General features: G+C 68.4%; 21 protein-coding genes and 1 tRNA gene. 6 read left to right on the top strand and 16 right to left on the bottom strand.

Annotated features, from left to right (window positions below; genetic code table 11):
* Positions 1-43: 43 nt before the first annotated feature.
* The 4 genes from CLV29_RS08535 to CLV29_RS08550 all read right to left on the bottom strand — a co-directional run bounded on the left by CLV29_RS08535 (position 44) and on the right by CLV29_RS08550 (position 4,462).
* Entirely contained in the window at positions 44-1,249 is a 1,206-nt protein-coding gene (locus CLV29_RS08535; protein WP_133754488.1) for an acetate/propionate family kinase, read from the bottom strand.
* A complete protein-coding gene (pta, locus tag CLV29_RS08540; RefSeq protein ID WP_133754489.1) occupies positions 1,246-3,345 on the bottom strand; it encodes a phosphate acetyltransferase in 2,100 nt (699 codons plus the stop codon). The genes CLV29_RS08535 and pta overlap by 4 nt, the downstream gene beginning before the upstream one ends.
* A gap of 62 nt (positions 3,346-3,407) precedes the next feature.
* Positions 3,408-4,049 (bottom strand): MSMEG_1061 family FMN-dependent PPOX-type flavoprotein, encoded by a 642-nt coding sequence (locus CLV29_RS08545; RefSeq protein ID WP_133754490.1) that lies wholly within the window; start codon positions 4,047-4,049, stop codon positions 3,408-3,410.
* Positions 4,050-4,066: 17 nt separating this feature from the next.
* Positions 4,067-4,462: a DUF3618 domain-containing protein gene (locus CLV29_RS08550; RefSeq protein ID WP_133754491.1), complete on the bottom strand. Its 396-nt coding sequence runs from the start codon at positions 4,460-4,462 to the stop codon at positions 4,067-4,069.
* A gap of 77 nt (positions 4,463-4,539) precedes the next feature.
* Here CLV29_RS08550 and bcp point away from each other — a divergent pair, with 77 nt between their 5' ends.
* Both bcp and CLV29_RS08560 read left to right on the top strand, forming a co-directional pair.
* Positions 4,540-5,019 carry a thioredoxin-dependent thiol peroxidase gene (gene bcp, locus CLV29_RS08555; RefSeq protein ID WP_133754492.1) on the top strand — a complete coding sequence of 160 codons (480 nt, stop codon included), beginning with the start codon at positions 4,540-4,542 and terminating at the stop codon, positions 5,017-5,019.
* Positions 5,020-5,065: 46 nt separating this feature from the next.
* Positions 5,066-5,139 (top strand) — tRNA-Leu (locus tag CLV29_RS08560).
* A gap of 13 nt (positions 5,140-5,152) precedes the next feature.
* Here CLV29_RS08560 and CLV29_RS08565 read toward each other — a convergent pair.
* From CLV29_RS08565 to CLV29_RS08585, 5 genes are all read right to left on the bottom strand, one after another.
* Positions 5,153-5,680: a dihydrofolate reductase gene (locus CLV29_RS08565; RefSeq protein WP_133754493.1), complete on the bottom strand. Its 528-nt coding sequence runs from the start codon at positions 5,678-5,680 to the stop codon at positions 5,153-5,155.
* Positions 5,680-6,474, bottom strand: a complete 795-nt coding sequence (locus CLV29_RS08570) for a thymidylate synthase (protein WP_133754494.1) — start codon at positions 6,472-6,474, stop codon at positions 5,680-5,682. The genes CLV29_RS08565 and CLV29_RS08570 overlap by 1 nt, the downstream gene beginning before the upstream one ends.
* A gap of 3 nt (positions 6,475-6,477) precedes the next feature.
* The gene (gene rdgB, locus CLV29_RS08575; protein WP_133754495.1) at positions 6,478-7,092 is read right to left on the bottom strand and encodes an RdgB/HAM1 family non-canonical purine NTP pyrophosphatase; all 615 of its coding nucleotides are present in this window, start codon (positions 7,090-7,092) and stop codon (positions 6,478-6,480) included.
* Positions 7,089-7,820, bottom strand: a complete 732-nt coding sequence (gene rph, locus CLV29_RS08580; protein ID WP_133754496.1) for a ribonuclease PH — start codon at positions 7,818-7,820, stop codon at positions 7,089-7,091. The genes rdgB and rph overlap by 4 nt, the downstream gene beginning before the upstream one ends.
* A 163-nt stretch (positions 7,821-7,983) precedes the next feature.
* Positions 7,984-8,490, bottom strand: a complete 507-nt coding sequence (locus CLV29_RS08585) for a PDDEXK family nuclease (protein WP_133754497.1) — start codon at positions 8,488-8,490, stop codon at positions 7,984-7,986.
* A 1,027-nt stretch (positions 8,491-9,517) separates the two neighbouring features.
* Between CLV29_RS08585 and CLV29_RS08590 the strand changes: the two genes are divergently transcribed.
* On the top strand, positions 9,518-9,862 hold the full coding sequence (locus CLV29_RS08590; RefSeq protein ID WP_133754498.1) for a S1C family serine protease: 345 nt from the start codon (positions 9,518-9,520) through the stop codon (positions 9,860-9,862).
* 529 nt (positions 9,863-10,391) lie between these two features.
* Here CLV29_RS08590 and murI read toward each other — a convergent pair.
* From murI to clpS, 3 genes are all read right to left on the bottom strand, one after another.
* On the bottom strand, positions 10,392-11,195 hold the full coding sequence (murI, locus tag CLV29_RS08595; protein WP_392507172.1) for a glutamate racemase: 804 nt from the start codon (positions 11,193-11,195) through the stop codon (positions 10,392-10,394).
* A complete protein-coding gene (locus CLV29_RS08600; protein ID WP_133754499.1) occupies positions 11,192-11,758 on the bottom strand; it encodes a DUF2017 domain-containing protein in 567 nt (188 codons plus the stop codon). Before CLV29_RS08600 ends, murI begins: the two co-directional genes overlap by 4 nt.
* A gap of 112 nt (positions 11,759-11,870) precedes the next feature.
* Entirely contained in the window at positions 11,871-12,137 is a 267-nt protein-coding gene (clpS, locus tag CLV29_RS08605; protein ID WP_341799752.1) for an ATP-dependent Clp protease adapter ClpS, read from the bottom strand.
* Positions 12,138-12,418: 281 nt separating this feature from the next.
* On the opposite strand from clpS, the gene CLV29_RS08610 reads away from it, so the two are divergent.
* Positions 12,419-13,762 (top strand): nicotinate phosphoribosyltransferase, encoded by a 1,344-nt coding sequence (locus tag CLV29_RS08610; RefSeq protein ID WP_279586484.1) that lies wholly within the window; start codon positions 12,419-12,421, stop codon positions 13,760-13,762.
* 13 nt (positions 13,763-13,775) lie between these two features.
* The gene (locus CLV29_RS08615; RefSeq protein ID WP_133754501.1) at positions 13,776-14,432 is read left to right on the top strand and encodes a nicotinamidase; all 657 of its coding nucleotides are present in this window, start codon (positions 13,776-13,778) and stop codon (positions 14,430-14,432) included.
* A gap of 35 nt (positions 14,433-14,467) precedes the next feature.
* Here CLV29_RS08615 and malQ read toward each other — a convergent pair whose 3' ends face one another.
* The 4 genes from malQ to CLV29_RS08635 all read right to left on the bottom strand — a co-directional run bounded on the left by malQ (position 14,468) and on the right by CLV29_RS08635 (position 21,206).
* Positions 14,468-16,543 carry a 4-alpha-glucanotransferase gene (malQ, locus tag CLV29_RS08620; protein WP_133754502.1) on the bottom strand — a complete coding sequence of 692 codons (2,076 nt, stop codon included), beginning with the start codon at positions 16,541-16,543 and terminating at the stop codon, positions 14,468-14,470.
* A gap of 3 nt (positions 16,544-16,546) precedes the next feature.
* On the bottom strand, positions 16,547-18,448 hold the full coding sequence (locus tag CLV29_RS08625) for a hypothetical protein (RefSeq protein WP_133754503.1): 1,902 nt from the start codon (positions 18,446-18,448) through the stop codon (positions 16,547-16,549).
* Positions 18,445-20,232, bottom strand: a complete 1,788-nt coding sequence (locus tag CLV29_RS08630) for an outer membrane protein assembly factor BamB family protein (protein WP_133754504.1) — start codon at positions 20,230-20,232, stop codon at positions 18,445-18,447. The genes CLV29_RS08625 and CLV29_RS08630 overlap by 4 nt, the downstream gene beginning before the upstream one ends.
* A gap of 101 nt (positions 20,233-20,333) precedes the next feature.
* Positions 20,334-21,206 (bottom strand): RDD family protein, encoded by an 873-nt coding sequence (locus tag CLV29_RS08635; protein ID WP_166649182.1) that lies wholly within the window; start codon positions 21,204-21,206, stop codon positions 20,334-20,336.
* Positions 21,207-21,351: 145 nt separating this feature from the next.
* Here CLV29_RS08635 and CLV29_RS08640 point away from each other — a divergent pair, with 145 nt between their 5' ends.
* A complete protein-coding gene (locus tag CLV29_RS08640; protein WP_166649183.1) occupies positions 21,352-22,722 on the top strand; it encodes a serine/threonine-protein kinase in 1,371 nt (456 codons plus the stop codon).
* The last annotated feature ends 55 nt before the right edge of the window (positions 22,723-22,777 follow it).

A 22,777-nucleotide genomic window follows, 5' to 3' on the forward strand; every position in this document is an offset into this window, starting at 1 on the left:
CATGGAAGTCGCTGGTCAGGGAACCTGCGCAGCTCCTGGATGATCAGCTGCCGTAGCTCTCCGCGATCACCTCGGCGGTTTCGCGGGCGATCTCCCACTCCTCGTTGGTCGGGATCACGAACACCTTCACCGCCGAGTCGGCGGTGCTGATCTCGCGGGCGGTCTTCCCCGGTGACTCATTGGCGACCGGATCGAGTTCGATGCCGAGCACCCCAAGATCCTGCAGGGTGAGAGCACGCACCACTGCCGAGTTCTCCCCCACCCCGGCGGTGAAGGCGATCGCGTCCACCCGGCCCAGCGCGGCGGTGTAGGCACCGATGTACTTCCGTAGCCGATAGCAGTACACCTCCAGCGCCGTTGCCGCATCGGTGTCACCATCGGCCACGGCCTGCTCCAGGTCACGCATGTCCTGGCGCCCGGACAGTCCGAACACCCCGGACCGCTTGTTCAGCAGGGCATCGATGTCATCGACACCCAGCTCGGTGGAACGCAGCAGGTGCAGCACCACAGCCGGATCGAGATCGCCACTGCGGGTCCCCATCACCAGGCCCTCCAGTGGCGTCAACCCCATCGAGGTGTCGACCGAGATCCCCCCGCGTACCGCACAGGCCGAGGCCCCGTTGCCCAGATGCAGCACGATCACGTTCACCTGCGCCGGCTCGGCCCCCAGCATCGCTGCCGCCTGCCGGGAGACGAAGGCATGTGAGGTGCCGTGGAAACCGTAGCGGCGGATCCGGTGCTCGGCCGCCACCTGCTTGTCCAGCGCGTAGGTGTAGGCATGCTCGGGCATCGTCAGGTGGAAGGCGGTGTCGAAGACCACGACCTGCGGCAGGTGCGGGAACTGCGCCCGGGCCACGGCGATCCCGGCCAGATTCGCCGGGTTGTGCAACGGTGCGAGCCCGGCCAGATCCTCGATGATCGACACCACCCGATCGTCGATCAGCACCGAACGGCCGAAACGGGCGCCACCTTGGACCACCCGGTGGCCGACCGCCAGCAGATCCAGCGCAACCAGATCCGGGCCATGCTCGGTGAAGGCATCGGTCATCGCCTGCATGGCCGCTGCATGATCGGCGACCTCGCAGCCGTAGTCGTGGATGCCGTCGATCGTGGAATGCCGTACCCGACCACCGGGACCGCCGATCCGTTCCACCAGGCCGGTGGCACTGGCAGTGCCCGATTCGGCATCGACCACCTGGTACTTCATCGACGAGGACCCGGAGTTGATCACCAGCACATTGCCGCTCATGCCGACGTCCCCCCGGTCAACTCGCCGCGGCCCTGGGCCTGGATGGCGGTGATCGCCACGGTGTTCACGATGTCTTGTACCAACGCTCCCCGGGAGAGATCGTTCACCGGCTTGTTCAGCCCCTGCAGCACCGGTCCGACCGCCACCGCCCCGGAGGAACGCTGCACCGCCTTGTAGGTGTTGTTGCCGGTGTTCAGGTCCGGGAAGATGAACACGGTCGCCTGACCGGCCACCTGCGATCCCGGCAGCTTCTGCTGACCCACCGAGGCATCCACCGCGGCGTCGTACTGGATCGGCCCGTCGACCACCAGCTCCGGGGCCCGTTCGTGCACCATCTCGGTGGCGATCCGTACCTTGTCCACATCGGCACCCGACCCCGACGAACCCGTCGAGTACGACAGCATCGCCACCCGCGGTTCGACACCGAACTGCTTGGCGGTGGCGGCGGAGGAGATCGCGATGTCGGCCAGCTGCTCGGCGCTCGGATCGGGGTTCACCGCACAGTCACCGTAGACCAGCACCCGGTCGGCCAGACACATGAAGAAGACCGAGGAGACGATGGACACCCCGGGGACGGTCTTGATGATCTCGAACGACGGTTTGATGGTGTGTGCCGTGGTGTGCATCGCACCCGACACCATGCCGTCGGCCAGGCCGAGCTGGACCATCATCGTGCCGAAGTAGGAGACATCGACCACGATCTCCCTCGCCCGGTCCAAGGTCATTCCCCGATGCGCACGTACCTCGGCGTAGGCCTCGGCGAACCGTTCCCGCAACTCCGGGTCGGAGGTGGACAGAATCCTTGCCGGACCAAGATCAAGTCCGAGTTCGCTGCCGCGTGCGCGAATGGCGGCATCGTCGCCCAGGATCACCAGATCGGCCACGTCCCGGGAGATCAACGTGCTGGCGGCACGGAGGATCCGGTCGTCCTCACCCTCAGGAAGCACGATCGTCTTCCGCTGCGACCGGGCACGTTCGATTAGGTCGTACTCGAACATCAGCGGGGTGACCACGCCCGAGCGGGGCAGATCGACCGCCCGCAGGAGTTCGGCGCCGTCGACATGCTGGGCGAAGGTGGCCCGAGCCGTGTCCAACTTGCGCTGCGATCCCTTGGACAGCAGGCCTTTGGTCTCGGCGACGGTACGCGCGGTGTCGTAGGTACCAAGATCGGTGGCCACGATCGGCAACCGTTGCGGCAGCCCGGCGATCAGCCGGCTGACCTGCGGCGAGGGCTCGAAACCGCCGTTGAGGATCAGCCCGGCCAGGGAGGGGAAGTTCTCCGAGGCGTGGGCGGCCACCACTGCCAGCACCACATCGGAACGATCCCCCGGTACCACCACCACGGCCCCGTCGACCAACCGGTCGAGGATGTGGTCCATGGTCATCCCGCCGACGATCGTCGATTCGGCCTCCCGTTCGAGCAGTTCGACATCACCGGCCACCAACCGACCGTCCACCGCCGTCTGCAGATTGGCCAGGGTGGGAGCCGACAACAGCGGTACATCGGGCATCACCCAGGTGGGAATCGGATGCTGCGAATCCTGGGCTGCTGCCAGCTCGCGCCGCAACGGTTCGAGCTGATCGGGATCGGCCCGGTTGGTGATCACCGCCACCACCTCGGCATGGCCGGCACGCAGTTCGCCGGTGGCGATCTCGACCATCTGCCGTACCTCGTCGACCTGCCGGTGCAGGGCCGAGACCACCAGCACCACCGCCGACCCCAGGTTGGCCGCGATCCGCGCGTTGTAGGACAGCTCGGTCGGTCCGGCGACATCGGTGTAGTCGGAGCCGACGATCACCACCACGTCACACAGGCTCTCCATCTTCCGGTAGCGGCCGATGATCTCGGCCAGGGCGGCGTCCGGGTCGGCGTGCACCGCGTCGTAGGTGACACCGATGCACTGTTCGTAGTCCAGGTCGACACCGTCGTGCTGCAACAGCAGCTCCAGCACCGAATCGGGTTGCTCGTCGTCGCGGGCGATCGGCCGGAAGACGCCGACCCGTACCTGGGCGGCCAGCAGTTCGATCAACCCCAGTGCCACCGAGGACTTGCCGGTGTGCCCCTCGGCCGAGGTGACGTAGACGCTGCGTGCCATTCGTGCAGCCTTTCTCCTCTTCGCGCGCCGGTCCCGCCGAGCGGGGCTGCCCGCGTCAGCGGTCAGTACAGGTGATCGGCATAGCGCGGCCCGTAGTGGCGCCGGAGATCGCCGATCTCGGCCTCGGGCCGTTCGAGCTCCTTGGCGAGCTGCGCCCGCTCGGGCAGCTGATCGGGATGCCACTGCTCGGGCTGCCACAGTTTCGACCGCAGGAATGCCTTGGAGCAGTGGAAGAACACCTCGTCGATGTCCACCACCAGGGCCAGGATCGGTCGCTTGCCACGGACCGCCATCTCGTCGAGGAACGGCGCCTGGTCGACCAGACCGGCCCGGCCGTTGATCCGCAGCGTGTCGCCTCGTCCGGGAACCACGAAGATCAGACCGACATGCGGATTGCGCAGCACATTGTGGTACCCGTCCACCCGGCGGTTGCCGGGGCGTTCGGCGATCGCGATCGTGGTCGCGTCGAGCACCGTGACCAGGGAACCGGCCGGATCACCTTTCGGCGAGGCATCGCAGTTGCCCTCGTCGTCGGCGGTCGCCAGGACGCAGAAGGGGCTTGCGGCCAGCCATTCGATGTGCCGTTCGGCCAGCGCCGGGCGTACCTTGTCCCGGACCGCCGGCAGCGGTTCGCCGACCAGCTCGGTGAGCGCCTGCTGGGTCTCGATCCGTCGCCAACGAGACCGGTCGACCGAATCGGACACCGCAGGCACTCGCAGGCTCAGTTGCCGGACTTGTTGCGGGCGGCCGCCACGATCGCCCGCAGGACCAGCACGAAGACGGCGCTGCCGACGACCGCGCCACCGACGAGGGCGATCCGGTCCCACCGCGGCTTGTGGTCCTCGACGAACTGGGCCTTGGCATTGTCGAACTCGGTGCTGGCGAACTCCTTCGCCTCACCGATCACGCGCTCCTTCACCCGGTTGGGCTGAACCCGGTCGACGAACTCCTCGACATCGGCCGACAGTCGCGCCCGGGAGGCGGCGATGTCGGACTCGATCTCCTCGGCGCTGCGCGGGTCGCTCGCCTTGGTGTTCTGCTCGGACAAAGGGTCCTCCTCGGTCGGTCCGGCCCCGGGGCCGGGGGCAGTCACCTCGTACTCTAGCGGCACGGACATGGGACCGGTGGACCTCCCCGGTTGCGGCAGCGAACCAGCCGGTGGCGGTGTCGGCGCCGGTCGCTAGGCTGCGCGGTATGTCGACCCGTCTGGACGTTGGTTCCACCGCCCCCGCCTTCACCCTCACCTCCGCCTCCGGCGACCAGGTGTCGCTGTCCGACTTCGCCGGACAGCGAGTGATCGTCTACTTCTACCCGGCAGCGATGACCCCTGGCTGCACCACCCAGGCGGTCGATTTCACCGCCGCCGAACCGGATCTCAGCGGCGCCGGGCTGAAGGTGCTCGGTCTCTCCCCCGACCCGGTGGACAAGTTGCAGAAGTTCCAGCAGAAGGAGCACATCGCGATCGAGTTGCTGAGCGACCCCGACAAGGCGGTGCACAACGCCTACGGCGCCTACGGCACGAAGAAGTTGTACGGCAAGGAGGTGGAGGGAGTGATCCGCTCCACCTTCATCGTCGACGTCGACGACTCCGGAGTCGGCACCATCGCCGTCGCCCAGTACAACGTGAAGGCCACCGGGCACGTGGATCGTCTGCGCAAGCAGATCGGCGTCTGAGCCGGGTCTCTGGATCGGGCGGCCGAGCGGGTACGCTGGCGCCCGCGCGGCCGTAGCCCAATTGGCAGAGGCACAGGTTTTAGGTACCTGCCAGTGCGAGTTCGAGTCTCGCCGGCCGCACCGGTTGCCTCGTTCAGGAGCTGTTGTTCGCCCTGTCCGTACCGCGTTCGGGCAGCAGTTCCCAGGTCTGGAACTCATACCCCTCGCGGGGCTGGACCTGCGAGAGGAACCAGCGGTCGACGTCGATCACCGGGAAGGTGACGTCACCGGGTGCCTCGGCATCGACCTCGGTGACCTCGAGGCGGGTCAGCCGGTCCCAGTACAGCCGATAGATCTCGCCGCCGCCGCAGATGAAGACCTTCCGATCGCGGGCCCGAGCGCACTGCAGGGCCTGGTCCGGATCGGCGAACACCTCGACCCCGTCGTCGGACCAGTCCCGGTCCCGGGTGAGCACGAATGTCTGCCGACCGGGCAGTGGCCGGCCGATCGCCTCATGGGTCTTGCGGCCCATGATCAACACGCCCCCCATGGTGAGCGACTTGAACCGCTGGAAGTCCTCCGAGATCCGGAAGGGCTGGTCCGCACCGTCCCCGATCACCCCGCCGCGTCCCTTGATCACGATCGCGGTGAGGTCCTCGACGGCCGGAACTGCGGCAGGCATCAGACGGCCACCGGGGCCTTGATCCCCGGATGCGGGTCATAGCCCAGCACCTCGATGTGTTCGAAACCGAAACCGTCGATGTCGCGTACCGAGGGATCCAGCTGCAACCTGGGCAGCGGCCGGGGTTCGCGCTGCAGCTGGCGCTCGACCTGCTGCAAATGGTTCAGGTAGAGGTGGGTGTCGCCGGTGGTGTGCACGAAGTCACCGACCCCGAGTCCGCAGACCTGGGCGACCATGTGGGTCAACAACGCGTAGGAGGCGATGTTGAACGGTACGCCGAGGAAGACATCGGCCGAGCGCTGGTACAGCTGGCAGGAGAGCCTGCCGTCGGCGACGTAGAACTGGAACATGGTGTGACACGGCGGCAGGGCCATGGAGTCGAGTTCGCCGACGTTCCAGGCACTGACCAGGTGCCGGCGCGAGTCGGGTGAACGCTGGATGCCGTCGATCACGCCCTTGATCTGGTCGACATGGCGGCCGTCCGGGGTGGGCCAGGAGCGCCACTGGTAGCCGTAGACCGGGCCGAGTTCGCCGTTCGCGTCGGCCCATTCGTCCCAGATGCTGACTCCGTGGTCATGCAGCCAGGCGACATTGGTGTCGCCGCGCAGGAACCACAGCAGTTCACCGATCACCGACCTCAGATGCACCTTCTTGGTGGTCACCAGCGGGAACCCCGCGTTCAGGTCGAAGCGCATCTGGTGACCGAAGATGCTGCGCGTCCCCGTACCGGTCCGATCGGACTTCTCGACCCCTTCGGACAGGATCTTGCGCATCAGGTCGAGGTACTGCTGCATCGTCTACTCCCGGGTGAGGTCTGCGACCACCAGCGGTGCCATCAGTTCCAGCGCCCGGCCGCGGTGGGAGATCTGGTCCTTCTCCGCCGGTGTCAGTTCGGCCATGGTCATCGTATGTCCATCGCCGACGAAGATCGGGTCATAGCCGAAACCGTGTCGACCGCTCGGCTGTTCGGTCAGTCGTCCGCTGACCTCGCCGAGCACCACATCCTCGGCGACCTCACCGTCCTCGTTCGGCCGGACGAAGGCGAGCGCGCAAACGAAGTGGGCGCCGCGGCGTTCGGGCTCGACATCGGCCAGCTGCCGCAGCAGCAGTTCGACATTGTCCACATCGGTCGCGTCCGGGCCGTACCAGCGGGCGCTGCGGACTCCCGGCATCCCGTTCAGCACGTCGACCGAGATCCCCGAGTCATCGGCAAGCGCGGGCAGTCCGGTCTCCCGGCTGGCGGCACGGGCCTTGATCAGGGCGTTCTGCTCGAAGGTGCTGCCGGTCTCGGCCGGCGGCTCGGCGTCGGTGAGGGTGTTCAACCCGACGACCTCGATTCCCTGGCCGCCGAGGATCCGCTGCAGCTCCTGCAGCTTCTTGGCATTGTGGCTGGCCAGGACCAGCCGACTCATTGGTCGCTCGCACTCAGTGCCACCTGCTGGATGCCGGTCAGTTCGGCGCAGCCGGTGACGCCGAGGTCGAGCAACTGGTTGAGCAGGTCACGGTCGAACGGGTCGGCCTCGGCGGTGCCCTGGATCTCGACGAACTTGCCGGAGCCGGTCATCACCACGTTCAGGTCGACATCGGCGCCGGAATCCTCGGTGTAGCACAGGTCCAGCATCGGCGTGCCGCCGACGATGCCGACCGAGACCGCGGCCACCGAATCCTTCAACGGCTCGCCGGCCAGGGCGTTGCGTTCGCGCAACCAGCTGACGGCGTCGGCCAGGGCGACCGAGGCACCGGTGATGGCGGCGGTGCGGGTGCCGCCGTCGGCCTGCAGGACATCGCAGTCGAGGACGATCGTGTTCTCCCCCAGCGCCTTGTAGTCGATCACCGCGCGCAGGCTGCGGCCGATCAACCGGCTGATCTCGTGGGTCCGGCCGCCGATCTTGCCCTTCACCGATTCGCGGCCGGAACGATCGTGAGTGGCCCGCGGCAGCATCGCATACTCGGCGGTCACCCACCCCAGCCCACTGCCCTTGCGCCAGCGGGGCACACCCTCGGTGACGCTGGCGGCGACCAGCACCCGGGTGGCCCCGAACTCGACGAGCACCGAGCCCTCGGCGTGGTCCAGCCAATTTCGGGTGATCCGCACCGGGCGGAGCTGATCGAGGGCACGGCCATCTGCACGGGAGGTCATGGCCGAGACCTTACCGGGATCGACCGAGGAAGACCTCTCGGCGCCTGGAAGCACTCCTGCCGCCAGGTAGGAAGACCTCTCGGCGCCTGGAAGCACTTCTGCCGCCAGGTTCTGGTCACCTTCGGAGAGCAGTCGCGCACGAATCGTCCAGAACCCGGCTCGATCACGCGACGCCCTGCCACCACTCGGGGTCCGGAACGCTGTGGCAGCGGCGGCATCTCCCGGGATGTCCGTCCCATCCCCGCAGATGCAGGACCCGGGCCACCTGTGCAGCCACCGCACAGGGATCGCCGTGCACATCGGACCACCCGAAGCGGAGCGTCACCCTTCCCAGCAGCGCCTGGCCGTTGTCCCGTCGCAGATCCCGGACTGCACCACGTCCTGTGTGTCCTGCTCGGCCGTCCAGTTCGATCAGCAATCCGTACTCTTCGTAGGCGACATCCGAGCGGGTCCGGCTGCGGCCATGACGCAACTGTCGCCGTGCCACCGGCAGCGCATGTGCCCGCTCGACGTCGAGCAGGTATCGGTGTTCGAGCACGCTCTCGATCCCGCCGAGTTCGAGCAAGATCGCCAGTACCCGACGACGGTTCCTGAAGCAACGTTGCCGCGCACGCGCCAGGAGGCGTTCGAGGGTGGTTCGGCGAGCGTTCAGCACCGCGGTCAAGGCCATCGACGATCTCGTCGTCCCGGGACGCCGTTGTGCAGATGTCGAGGGTCAGGTCCTCGACGCCGATGGTCCTCAGCATCCCTCGTGCACGAGACGACCGGCCGACGCTGTCGCGACGAAAGTTCCACTCGGTTCGTTCGCTGCGCACCCGCGTCTGCGGACCGATCCAGTAGTCGATCCGACCCGGTTCTTCCCCCAGACCGAGCAGATGTGCCGCGGCCTCTCCCCCGACGGCTGCGCGGTCGCCGGCAGTGAGCAATCCAGCCCACACCAGCGATCGCCAGGGGATCGGCCCGTTGTGGCAGAGGTACATTCCCCGCGCCACACGCTGCCAACTCCCCCGGTCCAGCAGACCGCGGAGCTCGGGGCCGGTCAGACCGAGTCCCAGGGCCTGCTCCTTGGAGCAGACGTCGCCCTGCAGTCGGCACAACTCGAGCAGTGCACGGTCCGGGCGGCCACGTCGTCTCATGGCTCCGACCCTCACACCCAGTCGCACCCCATTGACACAGTTCGCCGGCAATCTGTGGATGCGAGCTCGACTTCTGGTCACTTCGAGACCGCAGATTGTCATCAAGTGACCAGAACCCGGAGCGGGCGGCCCGCCGGGTTGGTGTGGGCGGCCCGCAGTGTCGGTATGGGCAACCCGCAGTGTCGGTGTGGGCGACCCGCGGGGTGTCGGTGTGGGAGACCCGCGGGGAGTCGGCGAAGTCGGTACCCGCTTGGCCGCCGAGGACCGCCGGCTTGGCTGGGCGGGCATGGGCGAACCCGCGGGCTTGCCGTTCGACCTGGATCGATCAGGAAGTCAGCTGCCGGGTGGACAGGGTCCGGCGCCCGCGGGTTCGGGTAGCTCGTGTGGATTCGCTACCGCGTCCAAGGACTGGCCGCTGGATCAGCGACGAGCCACCTCACTTGTCCGTAAGTCATTCATGTATCGGACCACCTCCCTTCCGTGTACCGACCACGCTAGGTCCCCGATGCGGCGGGATCAATCGATTATTCGCGGTTCCTCGCGAGGTTCGCTCTCGGAGGAATGGGCCGGACCACGGCGCTGTCGCGCATCGGCATCGATCAGGCGACGGCTGTCGGTGAGGAACTGGTCGCAACGGGACGGTCGAGCTATCCGGTGATCGGGGCCAGCGTCACCACCGCCCAGGACGGCAGCGGTGTCCTGCTGCAGGAGGTGACCCCGGGCGGGCCGGCCGCGGCGACAGGGCTGAGCGCCGGTGATGTGGTGACTGCGGTCAATGGTGAACCGGTCACCGAACAGGTGGAGTTGATCGTGAAGATCCGGGCCGAGCGCCCCGGAGACGAGATCACCCTGAACATCCAGGGCAGGGGCGAGGTGCGCGTGGTCCTCGGCGGCGTGCAGGAGTGAGGCGCCCGGGTCATTCCGGTGGGGTCCTGTTCACACAGACTGCAGCAGGGTCCCGTCTGTCGCGCCTCGTCCCGCCACGGTTCTGGCCAAGTGGTGCCGCCAGTCGTGGCTCGGTGTTCCGCGCGGCGATTCGATCGCCCGAGCTTCAAGGCGATTCTTCGTCGATTGTGGCCCCCTGGATGGCCGCCAGGGGGCCATCGTTGCCGAAGAGTTCAGTACGCGCGTCCGGAGCGGCACTCAGTCACGCGGTCCGGGCGGTTGCACGAACAGGCCCGGCACTCCGCCGACAGCACGCGGCACGCTCGTACCCCCGCCCACAGCACCGCCCGCGAACAGGCCGGCACTTAGCCGACAGCACACGGCACGCTGGTACCTGCGCCCACAGCACCATCCCGCGAGCAGCCCGGCACTCCGCCAACAGCACCGCACCCGCGAGCGGCCCGGCACTTAGCCCACAGCACCGCCCGCGAACAGCCCGGCACTCGGCCAACAGCAGCGCACCCCGACGCTCGGGGAACCCGTCACCGACTCAGAGGAACTGCTCTGCCGAGGTCACGAACTCGCCCATCAGCCGCTGGCCGATGCCGGCGAACTGCTCGGGGTTTCCGGTGGTCAGGAATCGGTGATCGCGCTGCCGGGGCCGATCATGGACCAGGTTCCGGCGGGTGAGGGTGGCATAGGTCTCCTTCGCGCATTCCTCGGCGCTGGAGATCAACGTCACCCGATCACCGAGGACGTAGGAGATCACCCCGGTGAGCAACGGGAAGTGGGTCGAGCCGAGGATCAGCGTGTCCACCTGGGCGGAGCGCAGCGGCGCCAGGTAGTCCTCGGCACAGGCCAACAGTTCCGGCCCGCCGGTGATCCCGGCCTCCACGAACTCGACGAAGCGCGGACATGCCTTCGACACCACCTCGACCTGCGGTACGGCCGCGAAGGTGTCGGCATAGGCACCCGATGTCGCCGTCGCCTCGGTGCTGATCACACCGACCCGGCCGGACCGAGTCGCAGCGGCGGCCCGCCGTACCGCGGGGACGATCACCTCCACCACCGGTACCTCGTAGCGTTCCCGGGCATCGCGCAGCATCGCCGCCGAGGCGGTGTTGCAGGCGATCACCAGCGCCTTCACCCCCAGCGACACCAAGTGGTCGAGGCATTCCAGCGCGTTCTCCCGTACCTGCCCGATCGTCTGCACACCGTAGGGTGCACGGGCGGTGTCGCCGAGGTAGATGATGTCCTCGTTCGGAAGTTGATCAACGACCGCCCGGGCCACCGTGAGCCCGCCGAAACCGGAATCGAAGATGCCGATCGGGGCGTCGGTGTCGGGCAGGCTCACAACGATTCCACCAGGGTTTCCTGGGCGAAACCGAGCCACTCGAAGATCGAGTACATACCAGCCCGCGGATCGGCGTCACGCAGTCCGGCCAGCTCCTCCACACTCTCGGCATCGGTCACCCCGAGCCGGGTCGCCAGACTCAATCGCAGCGCCCCGAGCAGCTTCAACCACGGCTCCACCCCGTCACCGGTGATGGTCACCGGCTTGCGGCCGTCCTTGGTCCGCGACAGATCCTGCAGCACCCGCTCGGCATTGCCGACCAGTTCGTCGCGCAGCTCGCTGCGGCTGTAACGGCGGTACTCCGCAGCCGCCTTCGGATCATGCGGGTACGGATTGGGGAAGAGCCTTTCGATCACCGGGTCGGAGGTCTCCGGTGGCTCGCTGTCGGCCTCGGCGAGCTCACGTTCCAACCGCGCCAGCGGATCGTCGTTGTCGGTGTCGGGCTCGCCCAGGGTGCTGGTGGTGAGATCGATCAACTGACCGGTCAATGAGGCCAACATCGCGACCTCGTCCTCGGTCATCTCTGCGGTGATCTTCGAGCCCTTGCGGGTGAAGCGTCTCATCGTCCCTTCCCGATACTGCTGCGGCAGCGGATCAGTCGTCTGGAGGAGACTACTCCGCCCGCTGCGCCTGCCGGCGGTCCCACGCCCCCGGCAGGACGGCCAGGGCCTCGGATCACTCGGCCTTGTCCAAAGTGGCCCACAGACCGAACCCGTGCATCGCGTTGCAGTCGCGTTCCATCTCCTCCCGGCCACCGGAGGAGACGATCGCCTTGCCCTCGGAGTGGACCTGCATCATCAGCAGTTCCGCCTTCTCCCGCGGGTAGTGGAAATAGGTCACGAAGACGTGGGTGACATAGGACATCAGGTTCACCGGATCGTCCCAGACGATCGTCACCCAGGGGTTGTCATCGACCTCATCGGTGACCGGGACCTCCGCGATCGCGGCCCCGCCACCGGGGTCCTCGCTCGCCTCGATCACGGCGTACTGCGAGGAGTGGGGTACGAGGATCGACGAGGGTGCGCTCACGTCGGGTCCCTCCTGAGTTCCAGCGATGCACAGCGGTAAACCACCATTGTGGCAAAAGCCGCGTCATCGACAAACCTCTGCGGCGGGTTCACCCCGGGCTGCGCCCGGACCGAACCGGGCGACATCCGCCGTTCGACCGATTCGGCCCTGCTCACCGAAGACGCGATTCGGCGATTACGCTGCGTGACGTGACCATCACCAGTCCCGACCCCAGCTGGGGTCCGTCGCAGACACCGACCACCGCCCTGCTGACCGACCACTACGAGCTGACGATGCTGCAGGCCGCGCTGCAGGCCGGTACGGCCGATCGGCACAGCGTCTTCGAGCTGTTCGGTCGACGGTTGCCCGAGGGTCGCCGCTACGGAGTGGTGGCCGGTGTCGGCCGGGCGCTGCGGGCATTGGAGTCGTTCCGCTTCGACGACGAGGCGCTGGCCTTCCTGGGCAGCCGGCAGGTGGTCGACCGACCCACCCTGGACTGGCTGGCGGACTTCCGGTTCAAGGGCAACATCTGGGGCTATCCCGAGGGCGAGATCTACTTCCCCGGATCACCGCTGATGGTGGTCGAGGGCAGTTTCGCCGAGGCGGTGCTACTGGAGACCGTGCTGTTGTCGATCTACAACCACGACTCGGCGATCGCTTCGGCGGCCTCCCGGATGACGGCGATGGCCGACGGCCGACCCTGCATCGAGATGGGCTCACGCCGGACCCAGGAACTGGCTGCCGTCGCCGCCGCCCGGGCCGCCTATGTGGCCGGCTTCGACGCCACCTCCAACCTGGAGGCCGGACGCCGTTTCGGCGTACCGACCACGGGTACGGCTGCCCACTCCTTCACCTTGTTGTTCGACTCCGAGCGGCAGGCGTTCCAGGCGCAGATCGACTCCCTGGGCACCGGAACGACGCTGCTGGTCGACACCTACGATGTGGCCGAGGCCGTACGTACCGGGGTCGAACTGGCCGGTGGTGAACTCGGCGCGATCCGGCTCGACTCCGGCGATCTGGCCGAGGCCGCCCGACGGGTACGCCGGCAGCTGGATGATCTTGGTGCCACCGAGACCAAGATCATCGTCACCTCCGATCTCGACGAGTGGAACATCGCAGCGCTGTCCGGAGCGCCGGTCGACGGCTACGGGGTCGGTACGGCGCTGGTCACCGGTTCGGGCCATCCCACCTGCGGCTTCGTCTACAAACTCGTCGCTCGGGCCGAGTCGGCCGATCCGAGCGCACCGCTGTTCCCGGTGGCGAAGAAGTCGACCAACAAGTTGTCCATCGGTGGCCGCAAGTACGCCTTGCGCCGGCTGGATGCCCAGGGCATCGCCGAGGCCGAGGTGATCGGGATCGGCGAACCGCCGAACGGCGACGACAACGACCGGCCGCTGCTGGTGCCGCTGGTCACCGCCGGTGAGATCGTCGGCGCCGAACCGCTGTCGGTGGCTCGTGATCGGCACCGGGCCACCCGCGCCGAACTGCCCCTGGATGCCCTGAAGATGTCGCGTGGTGTGCCGGCGATCCCCACCACCTACATCGATTCCGACCACTGATCAGGAGTTGATCATGACTCATACCGATGTCAATCAGGCCGATGTCAAACAGGCCGATGTCAAACAGGCCGACGCCAACGAAACTGCCGCCAAGACCTCCGGTCGCCGGGCGCTGATCGTGGTCGATGTGCAGCGCGACTTCTGCGAGGGCGGTTCGCTGGCCGTCGCCGGGGGACGCGCCGTGGCCAGCCGGATCTCCGAACTGCTCGCCGGTCAGCACGGTTACAGCCGGGTGGTCGCCACCCGGGATCATCACATCGATCCGGGTGGCCACTTCTCGGACAACCCGGACTTCGTCGACTCCTGGCCACGCCACTGCGTGGTCGGCACACCGGGTGCGGAGTTCACCGAGGAGTTGACCTTCGACGACTTCGACGCGATCTTCGACAAGGGTGAGTACACCGCCGCCTACTCCGGGTTCGAGGGTGCCGAAGGCGACGGCACCGGTTTGCGGCAGTGGCTGGCCGGGGCAGGTGTGACCACGGTCGAGATCTGCGGCATCGCCACCGATCACTGCGTCCGGGCCACCGCCCTGGACGCGGTTAAGGCCGGCCTGGACACGACGGTGCTGGTGGACCTCACCGCAGCCGTCGACCCGTCGTCGATCTCCGAGACCCTCGACGAGTTGGCCGCGGCCGGCGTCTCGTTCCGCGGTCGACTGCCGGGCTGATCACTGGCCGGGCTGACCTGCCCGCCCGTACCGCCTCAGGACTCGACCGGCCGACGGTTCGCCGCCATGCGCATGATCTCGGCCAGCTCATTGGCCTGCGGATCCACGAAGAGCTGATCCAACGTCACCGGCTCCCCCGCCGCATCGCCCAGCGGTATCCGCCAGTTCGGGTATTCATTGCTCGTACCCGGCTGGTTCTGTGCCCGCCGCTCCCCGACCAGGTCGGCCACCGAGACACACAGCAACCGCGAAGGCGTCAGTCCGAGGAACGTGTGCAGCGCCTTCGACAGCTCCTCGTCGTCGGCGTCGATGCTCGGCAGCAGCCCCAGTGCGTGCAACTCGGTGCGCCACCGCTGCACATCGGCGGCGAGCGCCTGCTCCTCCTTGGCCTTGGGTACGGTCAACAGGCCGAGCCGGTCCCGTAGATCGATGTGCGCCCCGGCCAGGTAGCCCTGCGTCGGCGGCAGGTCATGGGTGGTGACCGCGGCCAGACAGTCCCGCCGCCAGGCCTGCGGCGGCAGGGGCACACCGGCATCCCAGTCCTGTTCGAACCAGAGGATGGAGGTGCCGTAGACACCGCGCGCGGCGAGTTCGGTACGTACCTGCGGCTCGACCGTACCCAGGTCCTCACCGACGATCACCGCCCCCGCGCGAGCTGCTTCCAGGGCGAGGATTCCGAGCATCATGTCGGAGTCGTAGTGCACATAGGTCCCCTGGTCCGGACCTTGATCACCCGGCACCCACCAGAGCCGGAACATCCCCATCGCATGATCGATTCGCAATCCTCCGGCATGGGACAAGATGGCGTGCACCATCTCCCGGAACGGCGCGTAATCGGTCTGCACAAGGCGGTCCGGACGCAGCGGATGCTGACCCCAGTCCTGTCCCAGCTGGTTGAACGCATCCGGCGGCGCACCGACCCGGCAGTGGTCGGCGAAGACCTCCCCCAGGGCCCAGGCATCGGCACCGTCGGGATGCACACCGACGGCCAGGTCGTGCATCACTCCCAGGGCCATGCCGGCATCGACGGCCTGCTGCTGGGCACGGGCGAGTTGGCTGTCGCAGCAGAACTGCACCCAGCACCAGAAGTCGATCTCGGCGGCGGACTCGGCGACGAAGGACTCCACCTGCGGCGTCCGCGGCCGTCGGAGCTCCTGCGGCCAGTCCCGCCAGTGCCCGCCATGACGCTGCACCAAGGCGCACCAGGTGGCGAAGTCGATCAAGGCCTGCCCCCGTTCCCGACGGAACTCGGCGAAGCCGTCGACCTCGGTGCCGACATGATCGAACAGGATCCGCAGTGCGGCCAGTTTCGCCGGCCAGATCCGGTCCCGGTCGATCAGCTCCCCGAGACCGGTTCGGGCCTGTTCGGCGAGTGCGTCCATCGCTGCCCGTGCATCCGGGTCGAGTTCGGCGAATCCGGGCAGTTGATCGATGGCCAGATAGATCGGATCGGTGAACCGGCGACTGCTCGGCAGGTACGGCGAAGGCTCGAAGGGTACGGTCACCGAGCCTGCCTGCAGCGGATTCACCAGGACGAACCCGGCCCCGTGATCGGCGGCCGACCAGCGAGCCAGACGGGCAAGATCATCGAAATCACCGATCCCCCAGGATCGCTGCGAGGGCGTCGAGTAGAGCTGGGTGGCACTGCCCCACAACCGGCCGTCGACCAGTTCCGGCGGGGTCGGGATCACCTGCGGCGCCACCAGCAGCATCCGCGCCAGCTGCCGCCCGGCGCTGCTCAGGTGCAACCGGTGATACCCCAGCGGCAACCCGGCAGGCAGGTCGACGATGCCGTCGGTGGCGATCCCCAGGGCGATCCGCTCACCCTGCTCGGTCCGCAGCTCGGCGGTCGCGCCGACCGGGGCGCCGGCCGTACCGCCCTGTTCGGCGATCACCACCACCGGCGAAAGATGATCATCGCTCGCCTCGGCGGCCAGGGCTGCCTCGATCGCGGCATCGGATGCGGCATCGACGTCCAGATCGGCCAGCACCGCGACCAGGGTCTGGTCACTGACCTGCTGACGTACCTGCCGCCAGTCCTCGTACTCCACCGCCACCCCGTGGGCGGTCGCGAGCCGCTGCAGCGGTGACAGCCGGGCCGCGGTGGTCATACCTCACCCCGGGTCGTCGGCCGGCGCCGATCGGCGTACCGGGGTGTCGGGACCGCCGACCACCCCCACCCGCGACGGGTCGGGTTCGGGCAGTACCGGGACGGATCGGGATTCACCTACGGGCTCCTGTGGGTTCGGGGGCAGTGACGGGATCTGCGGAAAGGCGTCGGCCACCATCCTCGCCGATTCCTCCTCGCGTTCGAACCTGCCCGGCCGAATTGCCACCCAGATGCCGGCGAGGATCACCCCGATCAGCAGGGTCGTACCGAGCAGATCGTCACCCAGCCCGGTGAATCCCTCGAGGTCGTAGTACTCGGTCCCGCTGCGCATCAGCGAGGCCAGCGACAGCATCGCCGAGGCGAAGGTCAGATTGGCGCAGAAGAACAGCACCCGGGAGCTCAGCGGGAACCGGGAACTGCCGTGGTTGATTCCGCCGGCATCGGTCAGCATGGTCCACAACAGGCCCAGGGCGGCCGCGGCGACACCGACCGCACCGGCAAAGACGAGGACCGGTTCGGCGACCAACTGGCGGTACGGGTACAGACAGCAGGTGATCAGCACCGTCAGCACGGCCAGCAGCCGGACACCGTGCAGGCGTCGCCCGATCAGCAGTACCAGGCACACCGCGGCAGCCACGAATCCCCCCAGGGCAGCGATGGTCTGCGGCCACCACGACGCGCTGAGCACCGTGCCCGGCGGGTTCGGCAGCACCGCCCAGAGGGACACCCCGACCAGACCGGCCAGCGCCAGAGCCGCCACCGGCTGTCCGGCTCGGGTACGCCGGTACGCCCACACCGCCAGCACCAGCGACAACAGCAGGCGGTACCAGTTGCGGACGGTGGCGTCGGTGCTGAACACCCGTACCCACTCCTCGAGGGTGTCGGCGGACCCTCCCCAGCCGAGAACGCGCAGGACCACGCCGACGAAGGTGGCCAACAGGGTGGGGACCTGCATGGCCGGGATCGCGATCGCGATCGGCCAGATCAGCGGGTGCAGTTGGCTGACCAGACTGTCCTCCCGGGTGATCACCTTCGAGCCCGGTACGCGGCGGCCGAGGGCCAGGATGATCACTGCCGCCAGTGCGCTCAGCAGCACGATGATGCCGCCGGAGGCCATCGCCAGCGGGGTGAAGGCCTGATCGGTGCGCCGGATCGACTTCCACAGCGGTACGAACACCGCAACCGCGGTCAGCACCAGCGTCACCACGACGGCGAACCGCGCCCCGTTCTGCTTCACCGCGGTACCGGTCCACTGGGCGGTGACCACGACGGCCTCGGCCAGACCGAAACCGGCGACGATCAGTGCCGGGATCGCCAACAGCGACAGCACCACGAAGGTCAAGGACAGGCTCTGCACGCGGAAGTCGATACCGAAGGTGTGCCCTTCGCGCAGTCCGGCCTGCGAGGTCAGCAGCAGCGCGCCGACCAGGCCGGCCATGACCCAGAACTCCCACCACCGGGCGGTGCGGCGGCGACGTAGGACCATCAGCACCACGATGGCGATGATCAGCATCGGGTACGCCAGCATCAGCAGGCTCGGGGGTTGGATCATCGCGATCACCCCGAGGGCGATCAACACGTAACCGGCCACCGGGGCGAACCAGATCGGGAGCCGGATGGCGGCGGTGAAGAACATCGCCACCGAGAGGCAGATCGCCAGGTTGAGCACCGGGATCGCGACCACCGGCAGGCTCGTTCCCCCCGAACCGACCGCCAGCGGGACGAGTTCGCGCAGCGGTGTGGCGAGGATGCCCAGGCACAGCACCCCGACAGCGCAGAGGGCAGCGACGGCGGCGACCACCCGGACCCAGACCGGCCACTGTCCCGGACGCGGTCGCCCCTGGGCGATCCGGTCCCAGAAGACGCCCCGGGCGATCGTGGTCAACCCTGCGCGCAGGCCGGTCATGGCCGCTGCCAGAGGGTGATCGTGGACGAGTTGTCGTTCACGAGGTAGCCTCCACCGGCGCCGAGCGAGGCCACCGGCGTCATCGACGAGGCGACCACGGTCTGCGACCAGCGGGCGAGTTCGCGGCCGTCGGCACCGAGCAGCAGCTGCTCGTTCGTACCGGTGACGAAGATCTCGGCACCGTCGGTGGCCAGGGAGCGTACCGGCGCGGGCACCGACCACAGATCCCTCCCGGTTGCCGCCTCGATCCCCCGTACCCCCACCTGCTCGGTGTGCAGGATCACCACCGGGCCGGCCGCGGTCATGCCCTGGTGGTCCACGGCGCGGCGTCGCCAGACGACCTCGGCCGTGGCGGCCGAGCGCGCCACCAACGATTCGGCGGTTCCGGTGATCAACAACTCGCCACTGGCCACCACACCGTCGGTGACCTCGGCTGCCTCGGTCCACCGCACCGAACCGTCCGGTTCGAGCAGCCGCAGTTCACCGGTCCGATCGGTCACCGCCACCGCACCGTCGCCCAGGACGACCGGTGCGCCGGTGATCGGCTCGGTACCGCGGTTTCGCCAGCCGAGACCACCGTCGGCGATCCGGTGCATGACGGTGTCACCGCCCAGGGTCGTCGCCAGCAGGTGCTCGTCGTCGTAGCGGGTGAGCGTGGTGACGATGTCCGGGGTGGGGACGGTCCACAACCAGATCCCGTCCGGGTCGTAGGCCGTCAGCTCCCGGTTGCTGGTGGCGGTGACGACGACGTCGCCGAAGACGCCCGCCTGCATCAGCGAGCCACCGGGATAGGCCTGCCAGTCCCGCTCGCAACGGTCGACGACCGGGGTGCAGAGCAGGACCGAACCGTCGACGTCACTGGCGACGGCCAATTGACCGGACGGCAATTCGGCCACCGCACCGAGAGTGCTCACCCCGGTGATGTCGAGATCGGCGCGGACCGGACGCAACGAGCGCACCTGCAGTTCGTCGGGGGCACCGGCGGTCCGTTGCGGGTCTGCGGTGGTCAGCGCTTCGGCGCGGCCGGGTACGGCCGGCGACTCGGAGTAGGTCCGGTCCCCCACACCGATCGCGACGACGCCCCGGTCCGGGCAGCGGGTGATCACCGAGGACTCCCGGTCCTCACCGATGGTCGTTTCGTAGTCGAACCGCAGGCAGTCCCCGGCCAGCGCCGTGGCCGTCCCCCGGAAGCTGTAGGGAACTTCGCCGATCACCTGCAGGCCGTCGCTGATCAGCGCCGTCCCGGCCGCGGTCCAGCTCTGTCCGGCGACGGTTCCGGCCGGTAGATCGGGTCTGGGCGGCTGGAACGACACGGCGTCGCTGCCCCGCGCCAGGGAGGCCACCGACAACCCGGTCTCGTCGGCACGGTAGAGAAGTTCGCGCCGGTCGTCCCCGTGCCAGTTCTCGATCACCCAGTTCCCCTGGCCGAGACCGTCGACGTTCGACCAGCCGGCCGGTCCGCGCTGATGCGGTACGAACCCGCTGACCGGCACCGACTCCACCCCGAGCAGCGATCCGCCGACCTGGCCCTCGCCCCTCAGCACCGTCCGCGACCCCTCGGAACCACCGGCCAGTGCGAGTGAGGTACCGGCGATCGTTCCCGTCCGAGGCGGAATGGCGACCGCGATCGCGGTCAGCAACAGGGCCAACACGGCCAGCACCGAGACGACGACCATCGGGGCCAAGGCCCCGTCACCGCCGGCATCGGCGCTGATCCTCCGCGGATCGGGCAGGTGTCCGTGCCAGCGGAGCCGACGGGCGGAGAGGTGTCCGCGCCAGGGCATGCTGCGCACTGTCCCCGCTCGCCCCCTGGCCGCCACGGGCTGATCCTAGGCGGCAGCCGGTTCGTTGCCCATGGTTCGGTTGCCGGGAACCCGCGGACAGTTCAGCGGCGGCGAATCACCTGGGTCTCCGAGAGCCGGTCATGCCAGGACTGTCTCCGCGGATTGAAGGCGGCGGTCAGCCCGTCGACCAGCGCGACCAGCATCAGCCAGCCGAGCTGGGGGAAGACACCGCGGAAGAGGGTACGCATGGCGACCGCGCGGCCGGTCAACTTCGGTGATCCGTCGGTCTGCACCGGTCGGATGCCCAGCAGCAGCTGGCCCGGGGTGGCGCCCTTCCAGAGCAGGAACACCAGGTGCAGTCCAATGGCCGCGCCGATCACGGCCGCAGTGGACCACAACTGGTCGGTGGCCGACAGGATCGTCGTCGGGTCCGGGGTCGGCGGCGGGTTCTGACCCTGCTCGACCGCGGCCAGGGAGGCGGCGTAGTAGTCGGCGACCACCCCGGCCAGCCGCTGCCACACCGGCAGGCTGAACAGCACCGACAGCACCGTGATCATCACCATGTCAAGCAACCAGGCCGCGAACCGGGCCCACCACGAGGCGAGCGGACGTCCGTCGGCAGTCAGCAATTCCTTGCCCGAGGCCGCCGGCTGCGCCCAGGGATTCTGGCCATACGAGTTCTGACCATACGGGTTCTGGCCATACGGGTTCTGGCCCGGGCCGGGCTGCCCGTACCCCTGCTGCCCGTAGTGCTGTTGGCCCTGGGGTGGGTTCCCCCACTGCCCCGGCTGTCCGGGCTGGCTGCCGGCGCCTGGTTGCCCGGCAGCCGATTTGTCCTCGCGGGTCTCCCGGCTCCACTGCCACCCGTCCCAGTACCGGGTACGTCGGGGGTCCAGCGGATCGGGGTACCAGCCGGCGGGCGCGGCATGGCGTCCGGGCGGTGCGGGCGGGCGGCCGACGGGAATGTCACTCACCCCACCATTGTGGCCGATCCGTCCGGTACGGACTGCCCGCACCGATCCGCCGACACCCGCGGAACCAACGAAACCGGGCGCGAGGGCGAAAACCGGCGGGAGCCGGTGGCCAATGGGCACCGTCTGTAGTCACACTATGGGTGTCATGGAACAGATCGGACGCTACCGGCTCGTCGCGCGCCTCGGCGCGGGCTCCTTCGCCACCGTGTGGCAGGGGCACGACGACCAGCTCGACGTACCGGTGGCGATCAAGGTGCTGGCGGAGAACTGGTCCTCCCGGGAGGACGTCCGGAACCGCTTCATGTCCGAGGCCCGGCTGATGCGTCGGATCCAGGACAGCCGGGTGATCCGCGTCTACGACGTCGGAACCCTGCAGGACGGCCGACCGTACTTCGTCATGGACTACTGCGATTCCGGTTCGCTGGATCAGTGGCGCCGAGAACTGCGCCCACCGGCGCAGGCGATCCGGGCCGCGGCCCAGGCTTGTCGCGCCCTGCAGGTGCTGCACGACCATCACGTGGTGCACCGGGATGTCACCCCGGGCAATCTGTTGTTGGATTCGAGTTCGGACGGTTCGTTGGTGGTCCGACTGGCCGACCTGGGCGTGGCGAAGTCGATGCTGGACGACCTGGGCAGCACGATGACCGCGGGCACACCGTCCTACATGGCGCTGGAACAGGCCACCGGAGGCAACTTCGACCACCGGGCCGACATCTATGCCATGGGCTGCGTCACCTACGCGCTGCTCACCGGGGCGCCACCGTTCCGGGTACGCAACCTGCCCGATCTGCTCAACCGCCAGGAGGGACAGCACCCCGAGGCGCTGGCCGGCCGGCTCGGGGTTCCCGCCGAACTGGATGAACTGCTGCGTCGGGCATTGTCGAGGGCACCGCAGGGACGTCCGGCCTCGGCCAAGGCGATGGCCGACCAGCTCGACCGGATCGCCGGTGCGATCGAGGCCGGTGGCACCGAACCGGGCCGGACCTCGATCGCCTTCACCCACTTGCGCACCCCCGCCCCGGCCTGGCCGACGATGCCGAGCGACGACGAGGATGCCGCCCTCACCCGGCGACAACCAGCTCCCCGTCGCGCCGCCGAGCCACCGTCCCCGGCCAGTTCAGCGACACCGGCCGGCCAGCCCTCCGCGGATCGTCCGGCCGCCTCGGTACCGCCCCCGCAACAACCGGTCGGACCGATCTCCGGTGGCCGATCGGCCACGCCGGTACCGACCCCGAACCCGGCCCGACATCCGGGCCCGCTGCCGCCTGCAGCCGGATGGACCCCGCCCCGGGGCTACGGGCAACCGCAGGGATCGTCACCGGCACCGCACCGGTACGGCGAGCACCCCGCCCCGACCCCGCAGTGGCCGGGGCAGATGGTGAACGACTGGAGCTACCTGCCGCCGGAACGGACGCCTACCCCCAGTGGTCGCGGTGCAGGCTTCTGGTGGATCATCGCGGTCGCGGCGTTCCTCATCCTGATGATCGTCGTCTGGGTGATCTTCCAGCTCACCTGAACCGACTCCCGCAGGCCGGTGCAGCCCGGATTGTCCATTGGTTGGTCGCCGGAGC

The sequence above is a fragment of the Naumannella halotolerans genome, assembly GCF_004364645.1.
In the GTDB taxonomy this organism is placed as follows: domain Bacteria; phylum Actinomycetota; class Actinomycetes; order Propionibacteriales; family Propionibacteriaceae; genus Naumannella; species Naumannella halotolerans.